The sequence below is a fragment of the Enterococcus sp. DIV1059_2 genome (assembly GCF_051713685.1).
Lineage (GTDB): Bacteria > Bacillota > Bacilli > Lactobacillales > Enterococcaceae > Enterococcus_D > Enterococcus_D casseliflavus.
In genome coordinates this window covers 46,719-65,742 of record NZ_JBIOQK010000001.1, presented here as the reverse complement: position 1 = coordinate 65,742, position 19,024 = coordinate 46,719, and the positions used below count along the sequence as shown (strand labels likewise).

Here is a 19,024-nt window from a genome sequence, read left to right as displayed (position 1 = left end):
AAAGACCCATACTGAGTAAAATCAAAAATTAAAAAATCTATTTGTGTCACATTTGCATTGGGATCATCGGCGTTTCCCCGAACCATTCGATTACTAAGTAGATCAATCAGAGCCTATCTGCTTTCGGGAATGGCCGATCATTGACTGGATTCACCGTCTTAAGAAATCAAGTGTGCAAAAATTCACCTTGTCCCTTGTTGAAGAAGAACAAGGTCCTGCCTTTTACGCATTGTTCCCCTGAAGTCAGACGGTTTCTCCAGCTGGATCGATACTTTCAGTTTGAACCTCTGCTTGCGCTGCTTCTGCTTCTGTTTTTAATTTTCCTTTATCTAATATTTTGACAAAAGGAATGTACAGCAAGCAGCCTGCCAAAACGCAAACGACTTGTAGAACTGCGACCTGCCAGCCTCCAGCTAGAAACCCATTTAGAAAAATCGGTGTGCCAAAGGGAACTTGTACGCCACTAAGTCGTGGGACGATCCCACTCCAGATCGCTAGGTACGCCACAAGCACTTGAACCAATGGTGTTAATATGAACGGAATCGCCATGATTGGATTCAAAATCAGCGGTAAGCCAAAAATCACCGGCTCATTAATGGTGAACAATCCAGGAACGGCACTCAGGTTAGCGACTGTCCGTGATTGTTTTGATTTCGCCAACAGCAAAATAACGATAATCAATGACAATGTTCCCCCAGCCCCACCAATACCAGCAAACAAATCATAAAACGACTTGCTCAAAATATTCGGCAACTCGGAACGAGCAACGCCGCTAGCCAAAGCATCCATATTTTCCACATCCATTGGTAAGTACAAAGCGGTGACAAAGCTACCCACCACCAACGAACCATGGATACCGAAGAACCATAGCACCATTTGGATCAGTACAATAAATAACAACGAACCTACACTAGAAGACAAGCTTTGCAGCGGCATTGCCAAGATTTGATAGATGAAATCTGAGAATGAGCCATAAGAAGTAAAACTGAATGCCCAGCTAATGACGATCGCGGTAAACCCAGAAATAATTGCTGGAATCAAACCGGCGAAGGTATCCGTCACAAATTGCGGCACGCCTGCTGGCATTTTGATGGCGATATTTTTTTCTAAAATAAAGCAGTACAAACGAGCAAAGACTAAGCCACAGATCATAGCGGTAAACAAGCCTTGAGCACCGAGTTTGCTCATGTCGAGGGTCGTTGTTTCCTCTAAGGTAACCATTGGCGTCATCATCAAAAAGGCAAACAGTGAAACGATGCCGGCAGGAACCGCCGATTGCTTAAATTCTGTCGCTAAACGGTGACCGACCAGAAAGGAAGCGTACACTGAGATAACCCCGACGGTCATACTGTAACCGACGGAAAAATAGCCGCCAATATTGATCGAATTGATAAAGTCTGTCCATCCTTGAATCGGCAAAACTGCTAACAATAAGGCGATCGAACCAATAATGTTGATCGGCAGCGTCGCCATCAACCCGTTTGAAATTGCCTTTAAATACCGATTGTTGGAGATTTTATCTGCAAATACTAACACCTTATCCATATACTTATCCATTTTCTTTTCACTCCTTTATTTGGATGACAAACAATACATCTTCATGACAATTGTGGGGATGGAAAACAGTGATACCATCGGTAACTGTCAGTTTTGGTTTCAAGAAACGATTGGTATTCAAATCGATCAATGTGACGGTCGCTGTAGAAAGATCTCCTTGCAGACGAACTGTTGTATTGCTTGGCAAGTAAAGCAACGCATCCTTCGATCCTGCGATGGCTGCCATACGAATCTGTTCATCTGCATCGATCAAGCGCTCTTGGCAAGGCACAAGCTCCTGAATATTTAATAATTCGAATAATTGCTTGATAAAGCCATAGTCATCTGCCCCAGGAAAAGATAAAGCTTCTGGCCAAATCATCGGACGATCAAACGCTTCCCCGATTTCTTCCGCAAAAGTCGCCGTCGGGGTTTGCCAACTCCAGATGCCGTGGGCACCGTACGTGATCCCAGCCGCGCCGCCGGCTAACAGTGATTGCCATGCCGCTTTGCGGACATCCTTTTGACCAAATCGGCCGTATACGTGACGGGCATAGCCCATTTGTTCATAGCAAGGTTCTGAGTTGATGATCGGCAGCTGCGGTTGTCTTTGATAAAAACGCTCTGCCAAATAATAAGGCATATTCAAAAAGGCACTGTTATGACCTGATTGGTATAAAAATAAGTCCAAATGTTCGACGATCGTTGCGGGAATCTCTTCAAAACGTCCCTTTATATGAATCGTTTTCAGAGTATTGGGCGAATGCTTTTCAAAGAAAGCAAAGGCTTCTAGATACGTATCGATGGTTGGCTGTGTTGGGAAATCCGTATCGCCACCAATAAAGTAGATCGGATGGAAGGCATCAAAAGTCGCAATCACTTTTTGATAGTAGGCCTGGCGGCAATCCTCCGGCAACACGTTGCGTTCTTTGTCCAACTGGCTAGCCCACGTGCCTGCGACATAGTTTGACCACAAGACGACCAACGCTAAAGTAAAGCCTTTCTCGTCGGCAATTTTACAAAGACGCTGAGCCCGTTCGAAATAGGCATCCTCCCAAACAGTAAAATCAAAGACGCCCGCATCAAGAGGAAACGGCAAGCAGTCAAATTGACCACGGCTGCGATCCCATTGCGGTAACACATTGATTTGAAGGGTATTGAAGCCCTGCTCTTTGCGTTTGTCTAAGTAAGTGATCCAGTCATTTTCTTGAATACTAGTAAAGGCACTCCAACAAGTGTCAGCTAAATAAAAGAAATGCTGTCCGTCTCGCAATAAGGTGCGTTTGTTTTGGCTTACGGTGATTTTCACAGTGGTGCTCTCCTTTCATCGGCACAAGTTGTGCACCGACGGTTTTTTAATCAATATAACTACTGAGCCAGCCTTCGCACAGCTCAAACCATTTAGCGACATGGGCATTGTGGTGACTTGGCTTGCGTGCCGTTGTTCGATCCGCTAATGCCAGTCCGTGTTCGCCTTTTTCAAAAATATGCAGTTCGAATGGAATCTCGGCTTCTCTTAATTTGACCGCCAGCTTCAACGAGTGCGCCACATCGACTAAGACGTCTTCCGTCGTATGCCAGAGAAACATCGGAGGTGTCCACTGATCGACATGATGCAAAATGTTCATGGATTGAATGGCTTCTTCCGTCGGTTGTTTACTCCCAAAAAAGCGTTCGTTGGCAGTTAAAGGTTTTTCGATCAGACTAGCAGCAAAGCCTAGCTCATCGATTGGGAAGGCATGCTCTTGATAAACCAATGGGTAGCCGGCGATCGCCAAATTCACTTTCAGTAAGTCACTGCTAACGCCCAACGCTTCTGCCAGCTCAGCATCGTGCCAGCGCGTCGCTAACTGCAACGCTAGATGTCCGCCTGCTGAAAAACCGCAAACGATGATTTGCTCCTCATCCACCAACCATTCTTGAGCATGCGCACGAATGGTTTTGACGGTTTGGGCGGCTTCCATCAAGGCATTGTGGGGAACGTTTTTCACTTGGTCACCGGTGGTGTACCATAAAACAACACTATTTAGCCCGATACTATTGAATTTCAAGGCAATGACTTCCGCCTCTCGATCACTGGTAAATGCGTAGCCGCCGCCTGGACAGACGATCACTAGCGGTCGTTTCTTGCCGACATTGTACTCTTTGGATTGGTGCAATAAATAGGTATCCACGTAAGCCGTTTGATTCAATTGGATTCGTTGGGTCTCCATATAGTTCCTCCTTTATCCTTCACTAAAAGCAGCTGATTTCTCAATGAACCGTTTCCATTTTTCATATTTCAAACGGATCACGGCCTGTTCGGCTTGCGGAACGATCGTGGTTTGCTGAATAGCTGGTTCATTCATGGTTGGATTGGCAACAAGCATTGTGCCGATGGCTGAAAATTCTTCGACTTCGCTGACGATGACGGGTTTATTGATCAAAGTCGCCAATAAGCTCATCAAGGCGCGGTTTTTCGAAACACCGCCATCGATCATTACCTGATTGATCAGTCGTTCAGCGACTTCTTCCATCACATCGATCACTGCTTTGATTTGAAAAATGATGCTTTCTAAAACGGCTTTCAACAGCTCATGAGTCGTCGTCGTGCGTTTCATGCCGACAAAGCTGGCAGTCATCGTATTATCCCAAAAAGGGGCACCCATTCCTTGCAATGCTGGGATAAAATAGATGTCTTCTTGACTGTCATTGGTCAGCACTTCTTGACAAATCTCAGCTACATCTGGCAGCGGAGCCACTTGCTCACTGAACCAGTTGATGGCGTCACCACAGGAACGGATGATGCCTTCTAGCGCAAACGCTGTTTCCTGGCTAGTTTGCCAGCCGACCGTCGTCAAAATGCGGCGATCTCGCAACGTCTGCTCCTGCTGCACTTGCATCATGATCGAACAACCGGTACCCATCGTGATTTTTACATCCCCAAGGCTTTGACAACCTTCCCCGAATAATGCCGCTTGTGAATCGGCTAAGATTCCTTTGATAGGGATTCCGTGATAGTTACCGAAAACCGTATCAGCAGGTTTGATCGCTGGCAAGTCTGCTAAATGGATGCCAAAAAGTTTGACGAGTTCTGCATCCCAACGGCCCTCTTCAATATTGTAAAACAATGTTCGGCAAGCGTTGCTGGCTTCTGTCGCAAATACCTTCCCTTGCGTTAAATTCCACAACAGCCAGCTGTCCATCGTACCGATCGCCAACTCGCCAGTTCCCGACTTTTCCTTGATAGCCGATAATTCTTGTGCCAGCCATTTCACTTTGGTGCCAGAAAAATACGGGTCTAAGCGTAAACCGGTCTTTTGATTGATCGTCCTTTCCCAGCCTTGTGCCGTCAATTCTTCACAAATCGCGGCGCTGCGGTTGCATTGCCACACGATCGCATTGTACAAGGGATTACCAGTCAATCGGTCCCATGCAACGATCGTTTCTCGCTGATTGGTCAAGGACAAGGAAACGATTTGACCTGCAGTGATCGCTTGTTCTTGAAACACTTGTGCCAGCAATTCTTGGACATTTTGCCAAATCTCGAGGGGATCATGTTCGACCCACCCGACTTTTGGATAAATTTGGCGATGTTTTTTATCGTAACGCTGCAGGATTTTCCCTTCTTGAAACAGTAAGAGCTTGGTACCGGATGTACTCTGATCTAAAACCAGCTGATAGTTCTTGTCCATCTTAAGCTCCTAGAAACGCAACCGCTGTTTTCGCTATGGAGGCACCGTCTAAGCCATAATGGGCAAACAGTTCTGACGAAGAACCAGTAATCAAGGCTTCATCCGGAAAAGCAATGATTTTTTGTCGAATGTCCGTTTCTTCTGTCAGTGTTTCCGCCACGGCAGCTCCTAAGCCGTTGTATTGGCTGTGTTCTTCCACAGTGATCACGGTGCCTGTTTCTTTCGCCACTCGTTTGACCGTTTCTGAATCAAAGGGCTTCAAGGAATGAACATTTAAAACGGTAGCAGTGATGCCTTGTTTTTCCAATAGCTCCGCAGCATCCAACGCTTGGCGCACGGTTTCGCCAGTGGCGAGCAATGCGACATCTTGACCGCTTCTCAGCTTAATGGCTTTGCCGATCTCAAAAGGATAATCTGCAGAATCATAACAATCTTCAACAGGATTGCGACCGAGACGGATATAGGCTGGTTCATTTGATGCCGCTAAGGCTTTAAACATTTGGATCGTTTCAAAGCGATCTGCTGGCAACAGCACTTGCAAATTAGGGATCGCTCGTGCCACTGCGATGTCTTGCAAGGAATGATGACTCATGCCTAATGCCCCATAACTGACACCGCCGCTGATGCCTACGAGTTTGACATTCTTATTCGAATACGCGACATCGACTTTGATCTGCTCGATACTGCGCATGCTGAGAAAACAAGCTGGAGATGCAACGAAAGGGCGTTTGCCCATATGGGCTAAGCCAGCCGCAATACTGACGATGTTTTGCTCTGCGATCCCTACTTCCACCAATTGTGTCGGTAATTCCTTGGCAAAAGGTGCTAACGAAGCGGAACCACGAGAATCACTGGTCAACACCGTGATCGCAGGATTCTTTTTTCCTTCTTCAATCAATACGTCGCACATTGCTTGGCGATTGGCAATATTATTTTTTCCCATGAGTCAAAACCTCCATTTGCTGATCAAGTTCGGCAATGGCTTGTGCAAGCTCTTCTGCCGTTGGCACTTTATGATGCCATTGCGCTTGATTTTCGGCTGCAGAATAGCCTTTGCCTTTGATGGTTTTGGCAATGATCAGCTTCGGTTGATTGGGCTGATGCGGTTTTTCTAATGCAGCCACCAAGGCAGCCATATCATTGCCATCAACGATATGCACATCCCAACCAAAGGCACGCCATTTTTCATCTAGCGGCTCCACTGCCATCACATCTTCCGAGGCTCCAGTGATCTGCAAGCCGTTGCGATCAATGATGGCGGTCAAATTGTCCAGCTGGTAGTTGGCAGCCGCCATGGCTCCTTCCCATACCGAGCCTTCTGCTAATTCGCCATCTCCCAACAACGTATAGGTTTGATACGTGCGGTGATCCAGTTTGCCTGCCAAAGCGATCCCTACTGCGACAGGTAAGCCGTGACCTAGTGAACCAGTATTCATCTCAACACCAGCTACTTTATTGTTTGGATGACCGATCAGTCTTGAACCAAATTGCGAAAAGGTGGCTAATTCTTCTTTCGGCAAAAAACCTTTGTCCGCTAAAACGGCCCATAATACTTCTGCCGCATGTCCTTTACTTTGGATATACTGGTCACGATCTTGCTTTTGAGGATCTTTCGCATCGACATTCATTATCCGATAATACAAGGCCACTAAAATATCGGTACAAGAAAGATCCGAACCAGTATGACCCGTTTTTGCTTGATAGATCAGCTCTAACACGGATTTTCGAATCGTTAAAGCCTTCATCTCCAGCTCGTTTATTTCCATGATTGATCCCCTCTCAAGTATGCTTTGACGTCTTCTTCGATTGGATCATAAAAATCTGGCTGCACGCCGATGTATTTGCACGCTTCGTACAAGATCGGCACCACATTTTTTCTGACCGCCGCAACATGATGAATATAAGGGCCCTCAACGAGTTTGAATTCCAAGCGATTCAAATTCGCAAATTCCAGATAGAGATAGGTCCCTTGATTGTATGGGCCATCGATCCCTTTACCAGTACCCATCAGTAGGGAGTACTCGCCGTTGTCCCCATCAAAGCGACACAGCGTATACTCGTCTTTGATTGCCCGAAAAGCGACTGATCCTGGATAGTCAAAAACAAAATGTCGTTGCGGCAAGATCGGTTTGGTCTCTGCGGTGGAATAAGCAAAAACTCCTAAGTGCTGCAGCAATTCGCCATTCTCGTTTTCTGGATGGCGGCAGTTGACATCCGCAAAGATCGCACGGTGTTCCCCCAACGAAGCGGCTTCGACCAACAGTTCCGAGATCGCCCCATGGACATCCGTCTCACAGACAAAAGGCAAGCCTTCTTCTTGTAGCAGCGACAAGGAGGCATACGGTAAAATACCGATTTCGTCTTGTAAGGCCGTCCAACACTGGATGACTCCTGCATTGCAGCCGTAGCTTTCACATAAGTTTTGCAAAGCCACTTTAAGGGCTGCCACCATCTCCAAATCTTTCGCCGAAATTTGGACTTCCGTATTGGTTTCAAAATAATCAATGACTGCTTGCACTTTATCTGGCTGCTGTTCTTTGACTTTCTTGATTTCTTGCACTACTTCTTGGATCGGTACTGGCGAAAGCGAAATATTGAAACGCTCCAATAGTTCGCCTTCGTTGCAGATCACGGTCCAAAAATCAAAGGGGCGTGGGCCAACTTGCAAGATTCGTGTTTGTTTGAAGGTCTTGACGACATTGCAGACTTTGATAAAGTCTTGCAAGCCGCGGGCAAATTCTGGTGAATCAATATCAGAATTTTTGACATAGGTGAAAGGTACCTTGAAACGGCGCAAGACTTTCCCAATAGCGAAAAGACCGCATTGCGTATCCCGCAAACGTGAACCGTCGGCGGCTGGCGTCTCATCTTTAGGTCCCCATAGTAAGACGGGGACATCTAGTTTTTTGGCTAAACGAGCACAGGCATATTCCGTACCAAAGTTTTCATTGGCTAGAAAAAGACCGTCGATCTTCGCTGCTTTGAATTTTTCGGCGATTTTTTCAACCCCTTCATCATCGTATAGTAAGCCGTCTTCGTTGATATCTAAAATATCTACATAATCAATGGCAAGTTCGTCCATTTTTTGTCGTGTCAGATTGGCGTACTCAATGGCTGCTTCTGCACTAAACAAATTTCTTCTAGTCGGGGCGAACCCGATGGTTACTTTATCCATAAAACCACCCTTTGCGTTTTAGTATATTTAGCTAAATTTTTATTTCTTCGACGATTCGTGCTACATTTTTGCTCAGAAATTCCTCATCCGTCAGTAAAACGATTTTTTTATCAGGAAAGGCTGCTGCGACTTTCGCTTGATTGAAGCGGGTTTGAGGAGCTAAAATCAAAAAATCATAGTCATTCCCCACCATAAATATTTCTGAAAAAGGCGCGGAATTGACTTGGTAATGCTGATCATCCGCTAGTTGTTCTTTGAGCGCTTTGACGAGCAGTGCACTGGAGAGCCCAGTGGCACAAAAAAGACCGATCTGTGTCATCTATTCACTTCCTCAAAATGTAATCCCTTACTTTTTACACCTTAAATATAGCACAAGCTAAATATTTTGCAATAGTTTTAGATAAATATTTTTGTTAAATAACTAAAAAAGGACAAAACGCTTGCTAAACGTTTTGTCCTTCTTCTTATTTTTCATATTATTTTTATTCTTAATTGATGCTTTCGCGTTCGACGATCGTCGTGGCGACCAGCATTTTCAGATGGTTTTCATCTTCACTCGTGATTTTCTCGATCAAGCGTCGCACGGCTTGGCGACCAAGGTACACTTTATCTACTTTGACGGTGGTCAGTGGTGGGTTGCAAAATTCCGCCAAAGGAATATCATCGAACCCAACAATGGTCAACGGATGATCGGGAAACACTTCGCGAATGGCTTTCATGGCACCGATGGCGATATTGTCATTGACCGCAAAAAAAGCGCTTGGCAACGGTCGCTGATCGGCACGCAAGGATTCCAAATAGACCTTCATGTCTTGATAGGAGCCTTCCAAGGTGGGTTCTACTAAGGCTTCCGTCTCTTCATAATGGATCAGATCATGCTCTTGGATCGCTTGGATGAACCCTTGCTTGCGTTCCCGAAAGTTGTTGATTTGAAAGGTTGAATTGATGATGCCGATGTCACGGTGGCCTTTTTCGATCATCTTTTCAACGATCTCATAGGCACTGTCACGATTATTGATGGCGACAAAATCAAAGTCCTGCGAATTAAACACCGTATCTAAAATCACTAACGGTACTTCCAAATGGCGAAAGACTGCTAAATCTTGTTTTTCCAATTCCGTTCCTAACAATAGCAAACCATCTGCTAATTCTGGACGGATCTTTTCAATCGGGTCTTCTTCTAGTGCCAGTGTGATATGGGAAATGACCAGTTCATAGCCTAACGCACTGCACTCCATTTCGATTCCTCGGATCAATTCAGAAAAGAAAGGCGTATCCCCTACGACATTTCCTTGTTTGTTCATTACGACAAATTTGATTTTTTGGCTTTCCGTTTTTTTAATTTCTCGCTGATCAAAATACCCCATATCACGAGCGATCTTCAAGATCGCTTGCCGTTTTTGTTCACTGATCCCCTTACGATTGTTGATCGCATTAGAGACTGTTCCGCTGGAAACGCCAGCTTTTCGGGCAATATCAGAGATCACAACTTTCATTTGCTCACCGCTTTCTGCTTCTCATTCTGTTAAAAGTATAGCAAAAGAATTGTTTTTTTACTACCAAAAAAGCTAAAACAAACTAAAATTTTTAGTTTGTTTTAGCTTCTACTTTGATTAGTTACTTTGTTCCGCCAAAATGCAGAAGGACAATGGGTCGATGGTTATCCTTGGCGCTGCTACGCCGCGAGAAGCGATCCCAGCTCCTTTGGGGTCAGCAACGAGGTGCCAAGAAGTATTTTCTGTTGCCGTCGGTAAGTCAAAGGACCAGCTTTCTTCCGTGCTGTTGAGTAAAACGAACAAGGAACGCCATGGATGCTGTTCGTCACGATTGGGTACTTGATACGCCAAGCGATTTTCATCCTTTGTCTCATAAAAGACCATGCTTTCAGCCGTTTGGGTCGTGGTATCTCTCAATGGTGCATAGGACTGCCGCAATGCCCACAAGCCCCGATACAGCTCGCGCAATTCTTTGAAGGTTTTAGCACGTCCCCAATCCAGCTGATTGACTGCCAGTGGCGAACGGAAGGAATTTTCATCGCCTTCTTTGGTACGGCCAAATTCTTCCCCAGCTTGAGTCAGCACGGCTCCTTGGCTAGTAAACAAAATGGCTGCTGCTAGTTTGTTACGGGCTAAAAGCTCAGGATCAAAGTCATAATTTCTTTCCTTCGCTGAAGCCTGCATGGTTGCCACCAGTTTGTCCCATAAGGTCAAATTATCATGGACTGACGCATAGGCGATCACTTGACGGGGCGATTTTGCCCAACGCTCGGCGCCTTCTTGTCCAGCAACTTTCGTATTTCCTTGAATCGCCGTTGCCAAATTTGCCGCATAAAAGGTTTGCTTGACTTGCGGTTGACCATTCATTCCTTGAATAAACGCGCCGTCTGTTTCTTCAAAGACATCGCCTTTGATACTGTCTCTTAAATCATTGCTAAAAACCGCAACGCCTTCTGACAGTGCCCAAACATTGCTTTTATTCGCTGGGATATTCGGCTGAATAATTTGATTGCTGCCGGCATCCCATGGTTCGCCGTATAAAATCACATGGCTGAAGCCGGCAGCATCTAGGCGTTGCCGCAATTGGTTCATGGTTTCCACATCGATCAAGCCCATCAAATCAAAACGAAAGCCGTCGATTTTGTATTCTTGCGCCCAATATAAAACTGAATCAATGATAAATTTGCGCATCATTTTCCGTTCAGAAGCCACTTCATTGCCGCAAGCAGAACCGTCTGCAAAATTCCCCGCATCATCTTGGCGGTAGTAATAATCAGGCACCGTTAAATTAAACCACGATTCTTCTGTGATCGCAGTGTGATTGAAGACCACATCCATTACAACGCCGATGGCTTCTTCATGCAGCGATTGGATCATTTGCTTGCATTCACGAATCCGCGCCTTGGGATCACTAGGATCAGAAGCGTATCGTCCTTCAGGTACATTGTAATTTTTCGGATCATAGCCCCAGTTGTAGGCAGACGAAGTTTCATCATTGTCAAAATCGAAGATCGGCAGCAGATGAACATAATTGATCCCCAGCTCTTTTAAATAAGCCATACCAGTTGGTTGACTTTCATCCCCTGTCAGATGGGTCTTTTTTTCAGTAAAGGCTAAATATTTCCCGCGATTTTCTGGTGAAATCCCGCTGTTTTCGGCGCCGCTGAAATCTTCGACATGCAATTCCCAAATATAGGCATCTGTGATCGATTGCTGACCGACGCCGTGAGTCTCCTGCCAGCCTTCAGGATCTGTTTCCTTTAAATCAATGATGGCCCCACGGTTCCCGTTGATCCCTACTGCCTTGGCATAAAGATCCACCGCTTCGACTTTTTGACCGTCTCGTTGAAATTCAAACGTATAAAACAGCTCTTTGACGGTTTCTTCCGTCGTGACTTGCCAACAGTTGTCTTCTTGGACCATTGGCAGTGTCAGCAGGCGATCATCAGCCCCAGCGACACCGCTTTGATATATCAATACTGAAACGGCCTCTGCTTCTGGTGACCAGCATTTGAACGTGGTTTGCTGTCCTTGAAAAGTCACACCAAGATCATTCCCGTGATACGTATGTTCTTCTAAAAAACCGATCCTGCGATCGATCGCAATCTTTTTTTCTCCATACTGCGTGTTTTGTCCCATCAAAATTCCTCCATTCAACGTTGCTAACTATAAAACCCAGTTACTTTTCTGCTATTTCTACCTTCTCATATTTCTTGAAAATTGCCAACAATAAGCCGCCTTTTCTTTGACCTAAAAATAAGCCTTAACACTACAGACAAGCCCTTTTCTTATTTTGCTAAACGACTCCGCACCTCTTTTTATCAAAAGAAAAACCCCCACTCGTTGAACGGCTCTTAAAGAATAGCTATTGCTTCTAATCTTTAAGATCACTGCTCCGATGGGGATTGTTGAAAAAGAAGAAATCAATAATGGCAATGATAGCTGTCACAATATTCTGAAATCTCTCCCTCTCTTTCTCGCTATCTATTGATCACTTACAGCTAGACCTGATTCGAGTAAGGTTTTAGGTAAATCACCTTGATAAAAATCGACTGGTTCATGAAGGACTCGCTGCCAATAATTTTGTGTCTCTTTCAAAAAATTAGCATTATCTTGCGTATTTCCTTCACGAATAAACAGCAATACCAACCCACTAAAAAAGATCAAGGCTTCTTCATGATATTTTCTCAGATCGCTTTTATGCGCACATTGAAAAACAGCTGATTCAGCAATTGCTTCTTGAAAATAAGCAAAAGAACGCTCTTTTATGTAAGGACCACAGCCAATATCATTTAAAAAAAGTGCGAAAAAGAGGTTACGATTGCGGCTGGCAAATACGTAATAGTCCTGCCAAAAGCTGTATAAGGAATCGAGTGTCTCTTCTGACTCTTTTTTTGTTTCGTGAATGTCGCGAAACACATCATCAACCATCGCCTGTTTATAATTTTGCATGTTTGAAAAATTTAAATAGATCGGTTGGGTCGATGTTCGTGCATATTTAGCAATGTCGCGGACAGTGATTGGTCGATAAAGATATTCCACCAGATATTTTTTTAAGCAATTGATCAAATATTTTTTCGTAATCGTTGCTTTTCTCATAATACCCCTTCCTTTCTGGACGTCACCAATTCTTGCTGATGTTCGTCTCATTCACTTTGACTACTTGCAGCTTTTAGAAGCACAACCAACGCCCATTTTCTTACTGAAAGTAATCTTTATACTTCTACTTTAACAAAAAAGAGCACGTTAACCTATACTTTCCGCCGATTTTCTTAATTTTATTTTTTATTTTTGACCATTTTATTAAAGAAACTCTTGTTGTCTTATGGTGCTCAGACTTAAGGCTGATTTTGACTGGTGCTGCTTGTGGAATGATACTATGTAATGTATAGTATAAATATGAACAGGAGGAGAGCCTTTGGATGCCCAATTAAAAAAAGGATTATTGGAAATTTGTGTTTTGGCTTATTTGCAGCATGGTGACTCTTATGGCTATGAATTAGTCAAAAACATATCTCCTTTACTGCCAATCTCAGAATCAACGCTCTATCCTATCTTGAAGCGCTTAGAAGCCAGCCGAGCGGTTGAGACTTATAATAAAAGCCATCAAGGACGGACCCGAAAATATTACCGCTTGACCAAAATCGGAAAACAGCGGATCGACGATTTTTTAACCAACGACTGGCCCCAATTGACATTGATCCAGCGATTTATTAAAGGAGGAACATTAGATGAACAGAGTTGATTTTATCAAGGCATTGGCTGCGGAATTATCTGAAAAAGTCAGACCTAGCGAGATTCATCAGCTGATCAACTATTATGACGAGATGATCGAAGATTTGATGGAAGAAGGATACACCGAAGAAGAAGCCGTGGCACGCCTTGGCTCCCCAAAAGAACTGATCCAAGCAGTTACCGAAACGGAAGAGGTCGTAGTAGAGATTCCCCGCCGCTTTCATCCCTTTTTGCTCTTGATTTTAGTACTGGGCTTCCCATTGTGGGGCAGCCTCTTGTTAAGTGCCGCTTTGCTGATCCTAAGCTTTTTAATAATCATCTGGTGTGTGCCTTTCACCACTGGCATGATTGGTGTCACTACGTTTATCGGTGGGATCGCCAGCGTTGTCTTAAGTCCCATGCTGATGGCGGATGGTTTCTATCTCTTTTTAAGTCAGTTAGGCATGGGGATTTTCTTATTTGGTTTAGGGCTGCTTTGCCTGATCGCCACTTATAGTATGAGCCGACCTTTTTCACGTCTTACCCACTCCCTTGTCGTTTGGCCGAAATCATTTGTTCAAAACTATCGAAAGAAGGCAGTCCTATGATCAAAATCAATAAGCGCTTTTTCGTTTTTCTCAGTCTGTTGTTTATTATTCTCGGACTGGTCATCACCTTTATCGGTTTTTCAATGTCAGGCTACTCACCTGATGCCTACCATATTGAGCATCGTCGCTGGTATCAACTCGTTGGTTTCTATACGGAATAACAGACGGAAAATAATTATAAGTTGATTTTTTCGTCAGAAAAAATAGCAATTTGCATTAATTTCATGTATCGGTGAAAAAATTGAACTTCTCTTTTTGACGGAACCATATTACTATATAGGTACATCCTGTATCCTATTTCATAGGGTAACCAAAAAAACCCATACCATCCTATGGGTTTTTTTGCTGTCTATAAAAGCAAAAAAACGTGCCGCAAGTCCAGGTATCGCCAAGCTAGCTGTTTTAGCTAACCTTGGCAGAACCTGTCTGCAGTACGTTTTTTCTAATGATTGATTATTCCCCTAGTACTGGCTGTTCTTGCACAGTGCCAATAGGAAACAAGGCGCGAAACACCCGGCGAACGATTGGACCTGCAATGAACAATTGCAACGGCAATGCGACGATCACATTTTTCCCAATGTTGCTTAGCCAATTGACGAACACCGAGTGATCAGGGTTTGGGTGCATCAACGCACCAAAGAGTGACATACAGATCACCATGCCGGCGATCATCAATGAAGAAATCAACCCGATTTTTTTCCAAGTAGCTGATTGATGGTCCAAAAATCGAAACGCCAAACCTTTTGCCGGACCAGAAACAATGAACCAATCCAAAATAAAGGCGACACAAAGGGCTAATGGCAATTCATTCCACGCCAATTGGAATGCCAATGCCGAAACACCGACTTGAAACATGAGGTTATAAACACTCATAAAATACACCATGAAAATACACATAAGTGTCGTATAGATCAAACTTTCTTTTTTATTGATGGGCATGTAACAACTTCCTTTCTCTTTTTCGTACTCGACTATTCTAGCAGAAGAAAATTTTTCGTGTAAGTAAAAATTTGAAAACTTTCAAAAAAGTTTTTTGCTATTTTTTTATCCACTTCTCTTGACACTTTCTTATGAAGTCAGTAGAATAGCGATAGATTAAATCGTACAGATAACAAGCGGGTTCGCTTGTCGAGAGAGAGGCGGTTTCTATGAGAATAGAAACGGTCTCTTTTTTTGCGAATTTTTAGAGGTGAGAATATGGAAAACAACAAAAAACTCGTGGGGGCGATCCTCGCAACCGGATTGATGTCATTTGCAGGTGTGCTGATTGAAACTGCCATGAATGTAACGTTTCCGACATTGATCGATCAATTTACGCTTTCAACATCCGATGTTCAATGGGTGACGACCATCTACTTGCTGGTCATCTCCATCATTGTCCCAATATCGACCTACCTTTTGAAACGCTTCTCATTGAGAACCTTGTTTCTAGCTGCCAACGCCTTTTTCCTTGTTGGCTTGGTGATCGACTTTTTATCGCCGACGTTTGCCATTTTGCTGATTGGCCGCTTTTTCCAAGGTGCCAGCACAGGGATCGCACTGCCTTTGATGTTCCACATCATTTTGACTTACTCCCCCTTTGAAAAACGGGGAGCGGCAATCGGCTTAGGGAATTTGACCACTTCCATCGCTCCAGCGATCGGACCGACATATGGGGGCTTATTGACCGCCCATTGGTCTTGGAATGCGATCTTTCTTTTCTTGATCCCAGTCTTGCTGATCTCCCTAGTACTCGGCCTTTACTCGATCCCTAAAACGGCTGGGGCAAAAGACACTTCCCTGGATTTACTGAGTGTATTAGGAATCGTCTTGATGTTCAGCGGCTTCTTATTGTTCTTGAATCAAGTAGGCACCTTAGCGAGTCTACTGCCGCTGCTTTTCGGTTTCATTGGTGCTGGCTTGTTTTATCAACGCTCAAAAGGCCCGAACCCTTTGATTCGTTTGGCTGTTTTGAAAAACCGCAGCTTCAGTTTGTTTCTGTTTGGCTTTCTTGTTTGTCAGTTCCTTTTACTGGGCATTTCCTTTGTCTTGCCGAACTTTGTCCAACTCGTCTTGGGAAAAGATGCCTTTACTGCAGGATTAGTTATGCTTCCTGGGGCGGCGATCGGGGCGATCCTTGCGCCGATCTCTGGTCGGTTGCTGGATAAAGTTGGACCGAAAAAACCGATCCTGTCTGGTTTGACGTTGATTGCCATCGGTTGGCTTGCCTTAGCCCTCGTTTTGCGTTCGCCTTTCATTTGGAGCCTAGTTGCTGGACATGTCTTTTACATGATCGGGATCGGCTTAGCCTACAGCAATATGATGACCACCGGCTTAAACAAGCTGACTCCTGCGTTGTACGCGGACGGTAATGCGATCTTTAATACGCTACAGCAATTTTCTGGTGCAGTGGCGACGGCTGTGGTGGCGACCATTATCAATTTGGCACAAAATGCGGCGACCGATTACACCCAAGGGACGGTCATCGGCTCTCAAATCGCCTTATTCTTTTTGTGGGCCTTAGTCTTACTGACTTTCCTATTAACGATCAACTACTTCCGCAAAAGCACCGACAAAAAAGCCGTCAGCTAACTGCGGCTTTACCCATTGAAAACCAAGACAAAAGCCGCTCTCCCTTGAGGGCGGCCATAAAAAAATCCGCTTCCGATCCCCCTTCTTAGTCAAAGGGCGCTCTCGGAAACGGATTATTTTTTTAGTTTAATTCAGCGGAACCAACCGCTGTTTTGGCTGTCACTGTGCCTGTAGTCGTCAATGAAAGCTGACGCACTTTTTCGGCATTCGTGATGACTGTTAAAACATCTGTCTGTTTGCCAGCTGCGGTCACTGCATCTAGATCCATCACTGCAATCTTCGTTTCTGGTGTGACCGTGTCACCTTCAGAAACAAGGACCTCAAATGGCGCACCTTTTAATTCCACAGTATCTAAGCCCATATGAACAAGAACTTCCGCGCCACCAGGCGTTAAAATCCCAATTGCATGCTTTGTTTCAAAAATGCTAGAGATCGTACCTGCAACAGGAGCATAAATCGTTCCATTCGTTGGCTGAACAGCAAAGCCGTCACCCATCATTTTTTGAGAAAAGACAGGATCAGAAACTTCAGTGATGGCAACTACTTTCCCATCAGCTGGAGCATAAAGGGTTTCCTCTGAAACTTGTGCCGCTTCTGGGGATGCAGTTGTCGGTGCAGCCGTCGTTGGTGCAACAGCCGCTGCTGCAGCTGTATCAGCAGCCAATTGCGGTTCTAATTTATTTAAGAAGGTAACTTTTCTAAAGATGATGGTGCAAACAAACGTGATGGCAATCGTCACCGCCATTGAGATGAAGACCATTGGATAGTTTTCAATTTTAAATGATAAGAAGCCAGGCAGTCCCCCTACACCAATACCTAGTGCACGGGTATTCGTTGCAGTGATCAGCATTCCACCAAAGGCAGAACCTACCATTGCTGCGACAAATGGGTAAACATATTTCAAATTGATCCCGAACATCGCTGGTTCAGTAACCCCCATGTAAGCAGAAATCGTTGCTGGAACAGAGACTTGTTCTTCTTTTTTATTGCCACGGTGAAGGAACCAAATCGCCAATACTGCCGTACCTTGCGCAATATTTGACAGCATGATCATTGGCCAAAGGTTGGTTGTCCCAAAATCCGCTACTAATTGAGAGTCGATCGCTAGCGTTGTATGATGCAATCCGGTAATAACCAAAGGCGCATACAAGCCACCGAAAATGAAACCAAATAACCAGTTTAATGGTGAGGTCAAGCCAGCATTTACGACCCAAGAAATGCCTGATCCGATTTGCCAACCGATTGGACCTAACACCATGTGGGCTGCTAAAATAGTTGGCAGCAATGAGAACAATGGAACGAAGATCATTGAAACCGCTTCTGGAATCCATTTCCGGAAGAATCTTTCAAGATAAACCAATAAGAAACCTGCCAGCATTGCTGGGATCACTTGTGCTTGATACCCAATTTTATCAATAGTGAAGAACCCGAAGTCCCACGTATAATTTTGAGCAATTTCTGCAGCAGAAGTTGAACTTACTGAATAAGCATTTAATAATTGCGGTGAAACCAATGTAATCCCTAAAACAATCCCTAATATTTGCGTGGTTCCCATCTTACGTGTAATACTCCAAGTAATCCCTACTGGTAGAAAGTGAAAGATCGCTTCACAGGGCAGCCATAAAAAGCCGTTGACACCGTTCCAAAAAGTAGAAGCTTGTGTAATGGTTTGTCCACCTAGAGCTTCTAGCGGTACACCTTCTAAGAAATTTCTCAGCCCTAGCATCAAACCACCGACAATAATCGCTGGTAATAACGGGGTAAAGATCTCAGCTAACGTAGCGATCGCTCGTTGCACGATATTTTGATTGTTTTTTGCAATCGCTTTACTTTGTTCTTTAGAAACACCTTCTATTCCTGATACATCGGTAAAATCATTGTAAAACGTTGAGACATCATTGCCGATAATGACTTGGAATTGTCCCGCATTGGTAAACATTCCTTTGACACTTGGAATTTCTTCAATTGCCTTTTCGTTTGCTTTTGACTGATCGTTCAAAACAAAACGCATCCGTGTCGCGCAATGTGTTACTGCGGCGATATTTTCTTTGCCGCCAACATATTCCAGCAGCTTCTCAGCATCATCACGATACTTTCCCATAATTAATAAACCCCTTTCATCTCCACTTGTATATATATGTTTTGATTACGCACTAATCATAACTTGATAATTTTGATATTGCAAGCGTTTCAAACCAATTTTTTTCACTTTTTCTATAAACAATACAAGCAAATAGCAAAGGTACCATA

General features: G+C 44.3%; 17 protein-coding genes. 4 read left to right on the top strand and 13 right to left on the bottom strand.

The window, feature by feature from the left end; translation table 11 throughout:
- Positions 1-243: 243 nt before the first annotated feature.
- The 11 genes from IGI72_RS00305 to IGI72_RS00255 form a co-directional block, all read right to left on the bottom strand.
- A complete protein-coding gene (locus IGI72_RS00305) occupies positions 244-1,557 on the bottom strand; it encodes a PTS sugar transporter subunit IIC (RefSeq protein WP_086338869.1) in 1,314 nt (437 codons plus the stop codon).
- A 7-nt stretch (positions 1,558-1,564) separates the two neighbouring features.
- Positions 1,565-2,845: an apiosidase-like domain-containing protein gene (locus IGI72_RS00300; RefSeq protein WP_010748509.1), complete on the bottom strand. Its 1,281-nt coding sequence runs from the start codon at positions 2,843-2,845 to the stop codon at positions 1,565-1,567.
- 46 nt (positions 2,846-2,891) lie between these two features.
- Positions 2,892-3,749 (bottom strand): alpha/beta hydrolase, encoded by an 858-nt coding sequence (locus tag IGI72_RS00295; protein ID WP_010748507.1) that lies wholly within the window; start codon positions 3,747-3,749, stop codon positions 2,892-2,894.
- Between the two features lie 12 nt (positions 3,750-3,761).
- Positions 3,762-5,210: an FGGY-family carbohydrate kinase gene (locus tag IGI72_RS00290; protein ID WP_086338868.1), complete on the bottom strand. Its 1,449-nt coding sequence runs from the start codon at positions 5,208-5,210 to the stop codon at positions 3,762-3,764.
- 1 nt (position 5,211) lies between these two features.
- Positions 5,212-6,153, bottom strand: coding sequence for a transketolase family protein (locus tag IGI72_RS00285; protein ID WP_086338867.1), 942 nt, complete (start codon positions 6,151-6,153; stop codon positions 5,212-5,214).
- Positions 6,140-6,976, bottom strand: a complete 837-nt coding sequence (locus IGI72_RS00280; protein ID WP_005231740.1) for a transketolase — start codon at positions 6,974-6,976, stop codon at positions 6,140-6,142. The genes IGI72_RS00285 and IGI72_RS00280 overlap by 14 nt, the downstream gene beginning before the upstream one ends.
- Entirely contained in the window at positions 6,967-8,385 is a 1,419-nt protein-coding gene (locus IGI72_RS00275; protein WP_010748503.1) for an L-fucose/L-arabinose isomerase family protein, read from the bottom strand. Before IGI72_RS00275 ends, IGI72_RS00280 begins: the two co-directional genes overlap by 10 nt.
- A gap of 31 nt (positions 8,386-8,416) precedes the next feature.
- On the bottom strand, positions 8,417-8,704 hold the full coding sequence (locus tag IGI72_RS00270; RefSeq protein ID WP_016608966.1) for a PTS Lactose/Cellobiose specific IIB subunit: 288 nt from the start codon (positions 8,702-8,704) through the stop codon (positions 8,417-8,419).
- A gap of 169 nt (positions 8,705-8,873) precedes the next feature.
- Positions 8,874-9,881, bottom strand: coding sequence for a LacI family DNA-binding transcriptional regulator (locus IGI72_RS00265; protein ID WP_438752636.1), 1,008 nt, complete (start codon positions 9,879-9,881; stop codon positions 8,874-8,876).
- A 117-nt stretch (positions 9,882-9,998) separates the two neighbouring features.
- A complete protein-coding gene (gene pulA / locus IGI72_RS00260) occupies positions 9,999-12,020 on the bottom strand; it encodes a type I pullulanase (protein ID WP_438752634.1) in 2,022 nt (673 codons plus the stop codon).
- Positions 12,021-12,365: 345 nt separating this feature from the next.
- Positions 12,366-12,980: a TetR/AcrR family transcriptional regulator gene (locus IGI72_RS00255; protein ID WP_179190610.1), complete on the bottom strand. Its 615-nt coding sequence runs from the start codon at positions 12,978-12,980 to the stop codon at positions 12,366-12,368.
- Between the two features lie 319 nt (positions 12,981-13,299).
- Between IGI72_RS00255 and IGI72_RS00250 the strand changes: the two genes are divergently transcribed.
- Genes IGI72_RS00250 through IGI72_RS00240 form a run of 3 tightly spaced genes read left to right on the top strand, consistent with a single transcriptional unit; the run spans position 13,300 to position 14,364 of the window.
- The gene (locus IGI72_RS00250) at positions 13,300-13,626 is read left to right on the top strand and encodes a PadR family transcriptional regulator (protein WP_005226473.1); all 327 of its coding nucleotides are present in this window, start codon (positions 13,300-13,302) and stop codon (positions 13,624-13,626) included.
- On the top strand, positions 13,613-14,203 hold the full coding sequence (locus IGI72_RS00245) for a DUF1700 domain-containing protein (protein ID WP_010748498.1): 591 nt from the start codon (positions 13,613-13,615) through the stop codon (positions 14,201-14,203). The genes IGI72_RS00250 and IGI72_RS00245 overlap by 14 nt, the downstream gene beginning before the upstream one ends.
- Complete coding sequence (locus IGI72_RS00240; protein WP_005226470.1) at positions 14,200-14,364, top strand: hypothetical protein; 165 nt, start codon at positions 14,200-14,202, stop codon at positions 14,362-14,364. Before IGI72_RS00245 ends, IGI72_RS00240 begins: the two co-directional genes overlap by 4 nt.
- Positions 14,365-14,656: 292 nt before the next feature.
- On the opposite strand, the gene IGI72_RS00235 is transcribed toward IGI72_RS00240, so the two are convergent.
- Positions 14,657-15,142 carry a hypothetical protein gene (locus IGI72_RS00235; RefSeq protein ID WP_005226468.1) on the bottom strand — a complete coding sequence of 162 codons (486 nt, stop codon included), beginning with the start codon at positions 15,140-15,142 and terminating at the stop codon, positions 14,657-14,659.
- 258 nt (positions 15,143-15,400) lie between these two features.
- Between IGI72_RS00235 and IGI72_RS00230 the strand changes: the two genes are divergently transcribed.
- Positions 15,401-16,774 carry an MFS transporter gene (locus IGI72_RS00230; RefSeq protein ID WP_010748497.1) on the top strand — a complete coding sequence of 458 codons (1,374 nt, stop codon included), beginning with the start codon at positions 15,401-15,403 and terminating at the stop codon, positions 16,772-16,774.
- Positions 16,775-16,895: 121 nt separating this feature from the next.
- Here the strand turns inward: IGI72_RS00230 and treP are convergent, their stop codons facing one another.
- Entirely contained in the window at positions 16,896-18,875 is a 1,980-nt protein-coding gene (gene treP, locus IGI72_RS00225; RefSeq protein WP_438752631.1) for a PTS system trehalose-specific EIIBC component, read from the bottom strand.
- Positions 18,876-19,024 lie beyond the last annotated feature (149 nt).

Excerpts from the sequence above, each read along its gene's own strand:
- IGI72_RS00255 (WP_179190610.1), bottom strand. The coding sequence starts at position 12,980 with ATGAGAAAAGCAACGATTACGAAAAAATATTTGATCAATTGCTTAAAA.
- IGI72_RS00245 (WP_010748498.1), top strand. The coding sequence starts at position 13,613 with ATGAACAGAGTTGATTTTATCAAGGCATTGGCTGCGGAATTATCTGAA.
- IGI72_RS00290 (WP_086338868.1), bottom strand. The coding sequence starts at position 5,210 with ATGGACAAGAACTATCAGCTGGTTTTAGATCAGAGTACATCCGGTACC.
- IGI72_RS00285 (WP_086338867.1), bottom strand. The coding sequence starts at position 6,153 with ATGGGAAAAAATAATATTGCCAATCGCCAAGCAATGTGCGACGTATTG.
- pulA (WP_438752634.1), bottom strand. The coding sequence starts at position 12,020 with ATGGGACAAAACACGCAGTATGGAGAAAAAAAGATTGCGATCGATCGC.
- IGI72_RS00270 (WP_016608966.1), bottom strand. The coding sequence starts at position 8,704 with ATGACACAGATCGGTCTTTTTTGTGCCACTGGGCTCTCCAGTGCACTG.
- IGI72_RS00280 (WP_005231740.1), bottom strand. The coding sequence starts at position 6,976 with ATGGAAATAAACGAGCTGGAGATGAAGGCTTTAACGATTCGAAAATCC.
- IGI72_RS00295 (WP_010748507.1), bottom strand. The coding sequence starts at position 3,749 with ATGGAGACCCAACGAATCCAATTGAATCAAACGGCTTACGTGGATACC.
- IGI72_RS00265 (WP_438752636.1), bottom strand. The coding sequence starts at position 9,881 with ATGAAAGTTGTGATCTCTGATATTGCCCGAAAAGCTGGCGTTTCCAGC.
- IGI72_RS00240 (WP_005226470.1), top strand. The coding sequence starts at position 14,200 with ATGATCAAAATCAATAAGCGCTTTTTCGTTTTTCTCAGTCTGTTGTTT.
- IGI72_RS00305 (WP_086338869.1), bottom strand. The coding sequence starts at position 1,557 with ATGGATAAGTATATGGATAAGGTGTTAGTATTTGCAGATAAAATCTCC.
- IGI72_RS00275 (WP_010748503.1), bottom strand. The coding sequence starts at position 8,385 with ATGGATAAAGTAACCATCGGGTTCGCCCCGACTAGAAGAAATTTGTTT.
- IGI72_RS00235 (WP_005226468.1), bottom strand. The coding sequence starts at position 15,142 with ATGCCCATCAATAAAAAAGAAAGTTTGATCTATACGACACTTATGTGT.
- treP (WP_438752631.1), bottom strand. The coding sequence starts at position 18,875 with ATGGGAAAGTATCGTGATGATGCTGAGAAGCTGCTGGAATATGTTGGC.
- IGI72_RS00230 (WP_010748497.1), top strand. The coding sequence starts at position 15,401 with ATGGAAAACAACAAAAAACTCGTGGGGGCGATCCTCGCAACCGGATTG.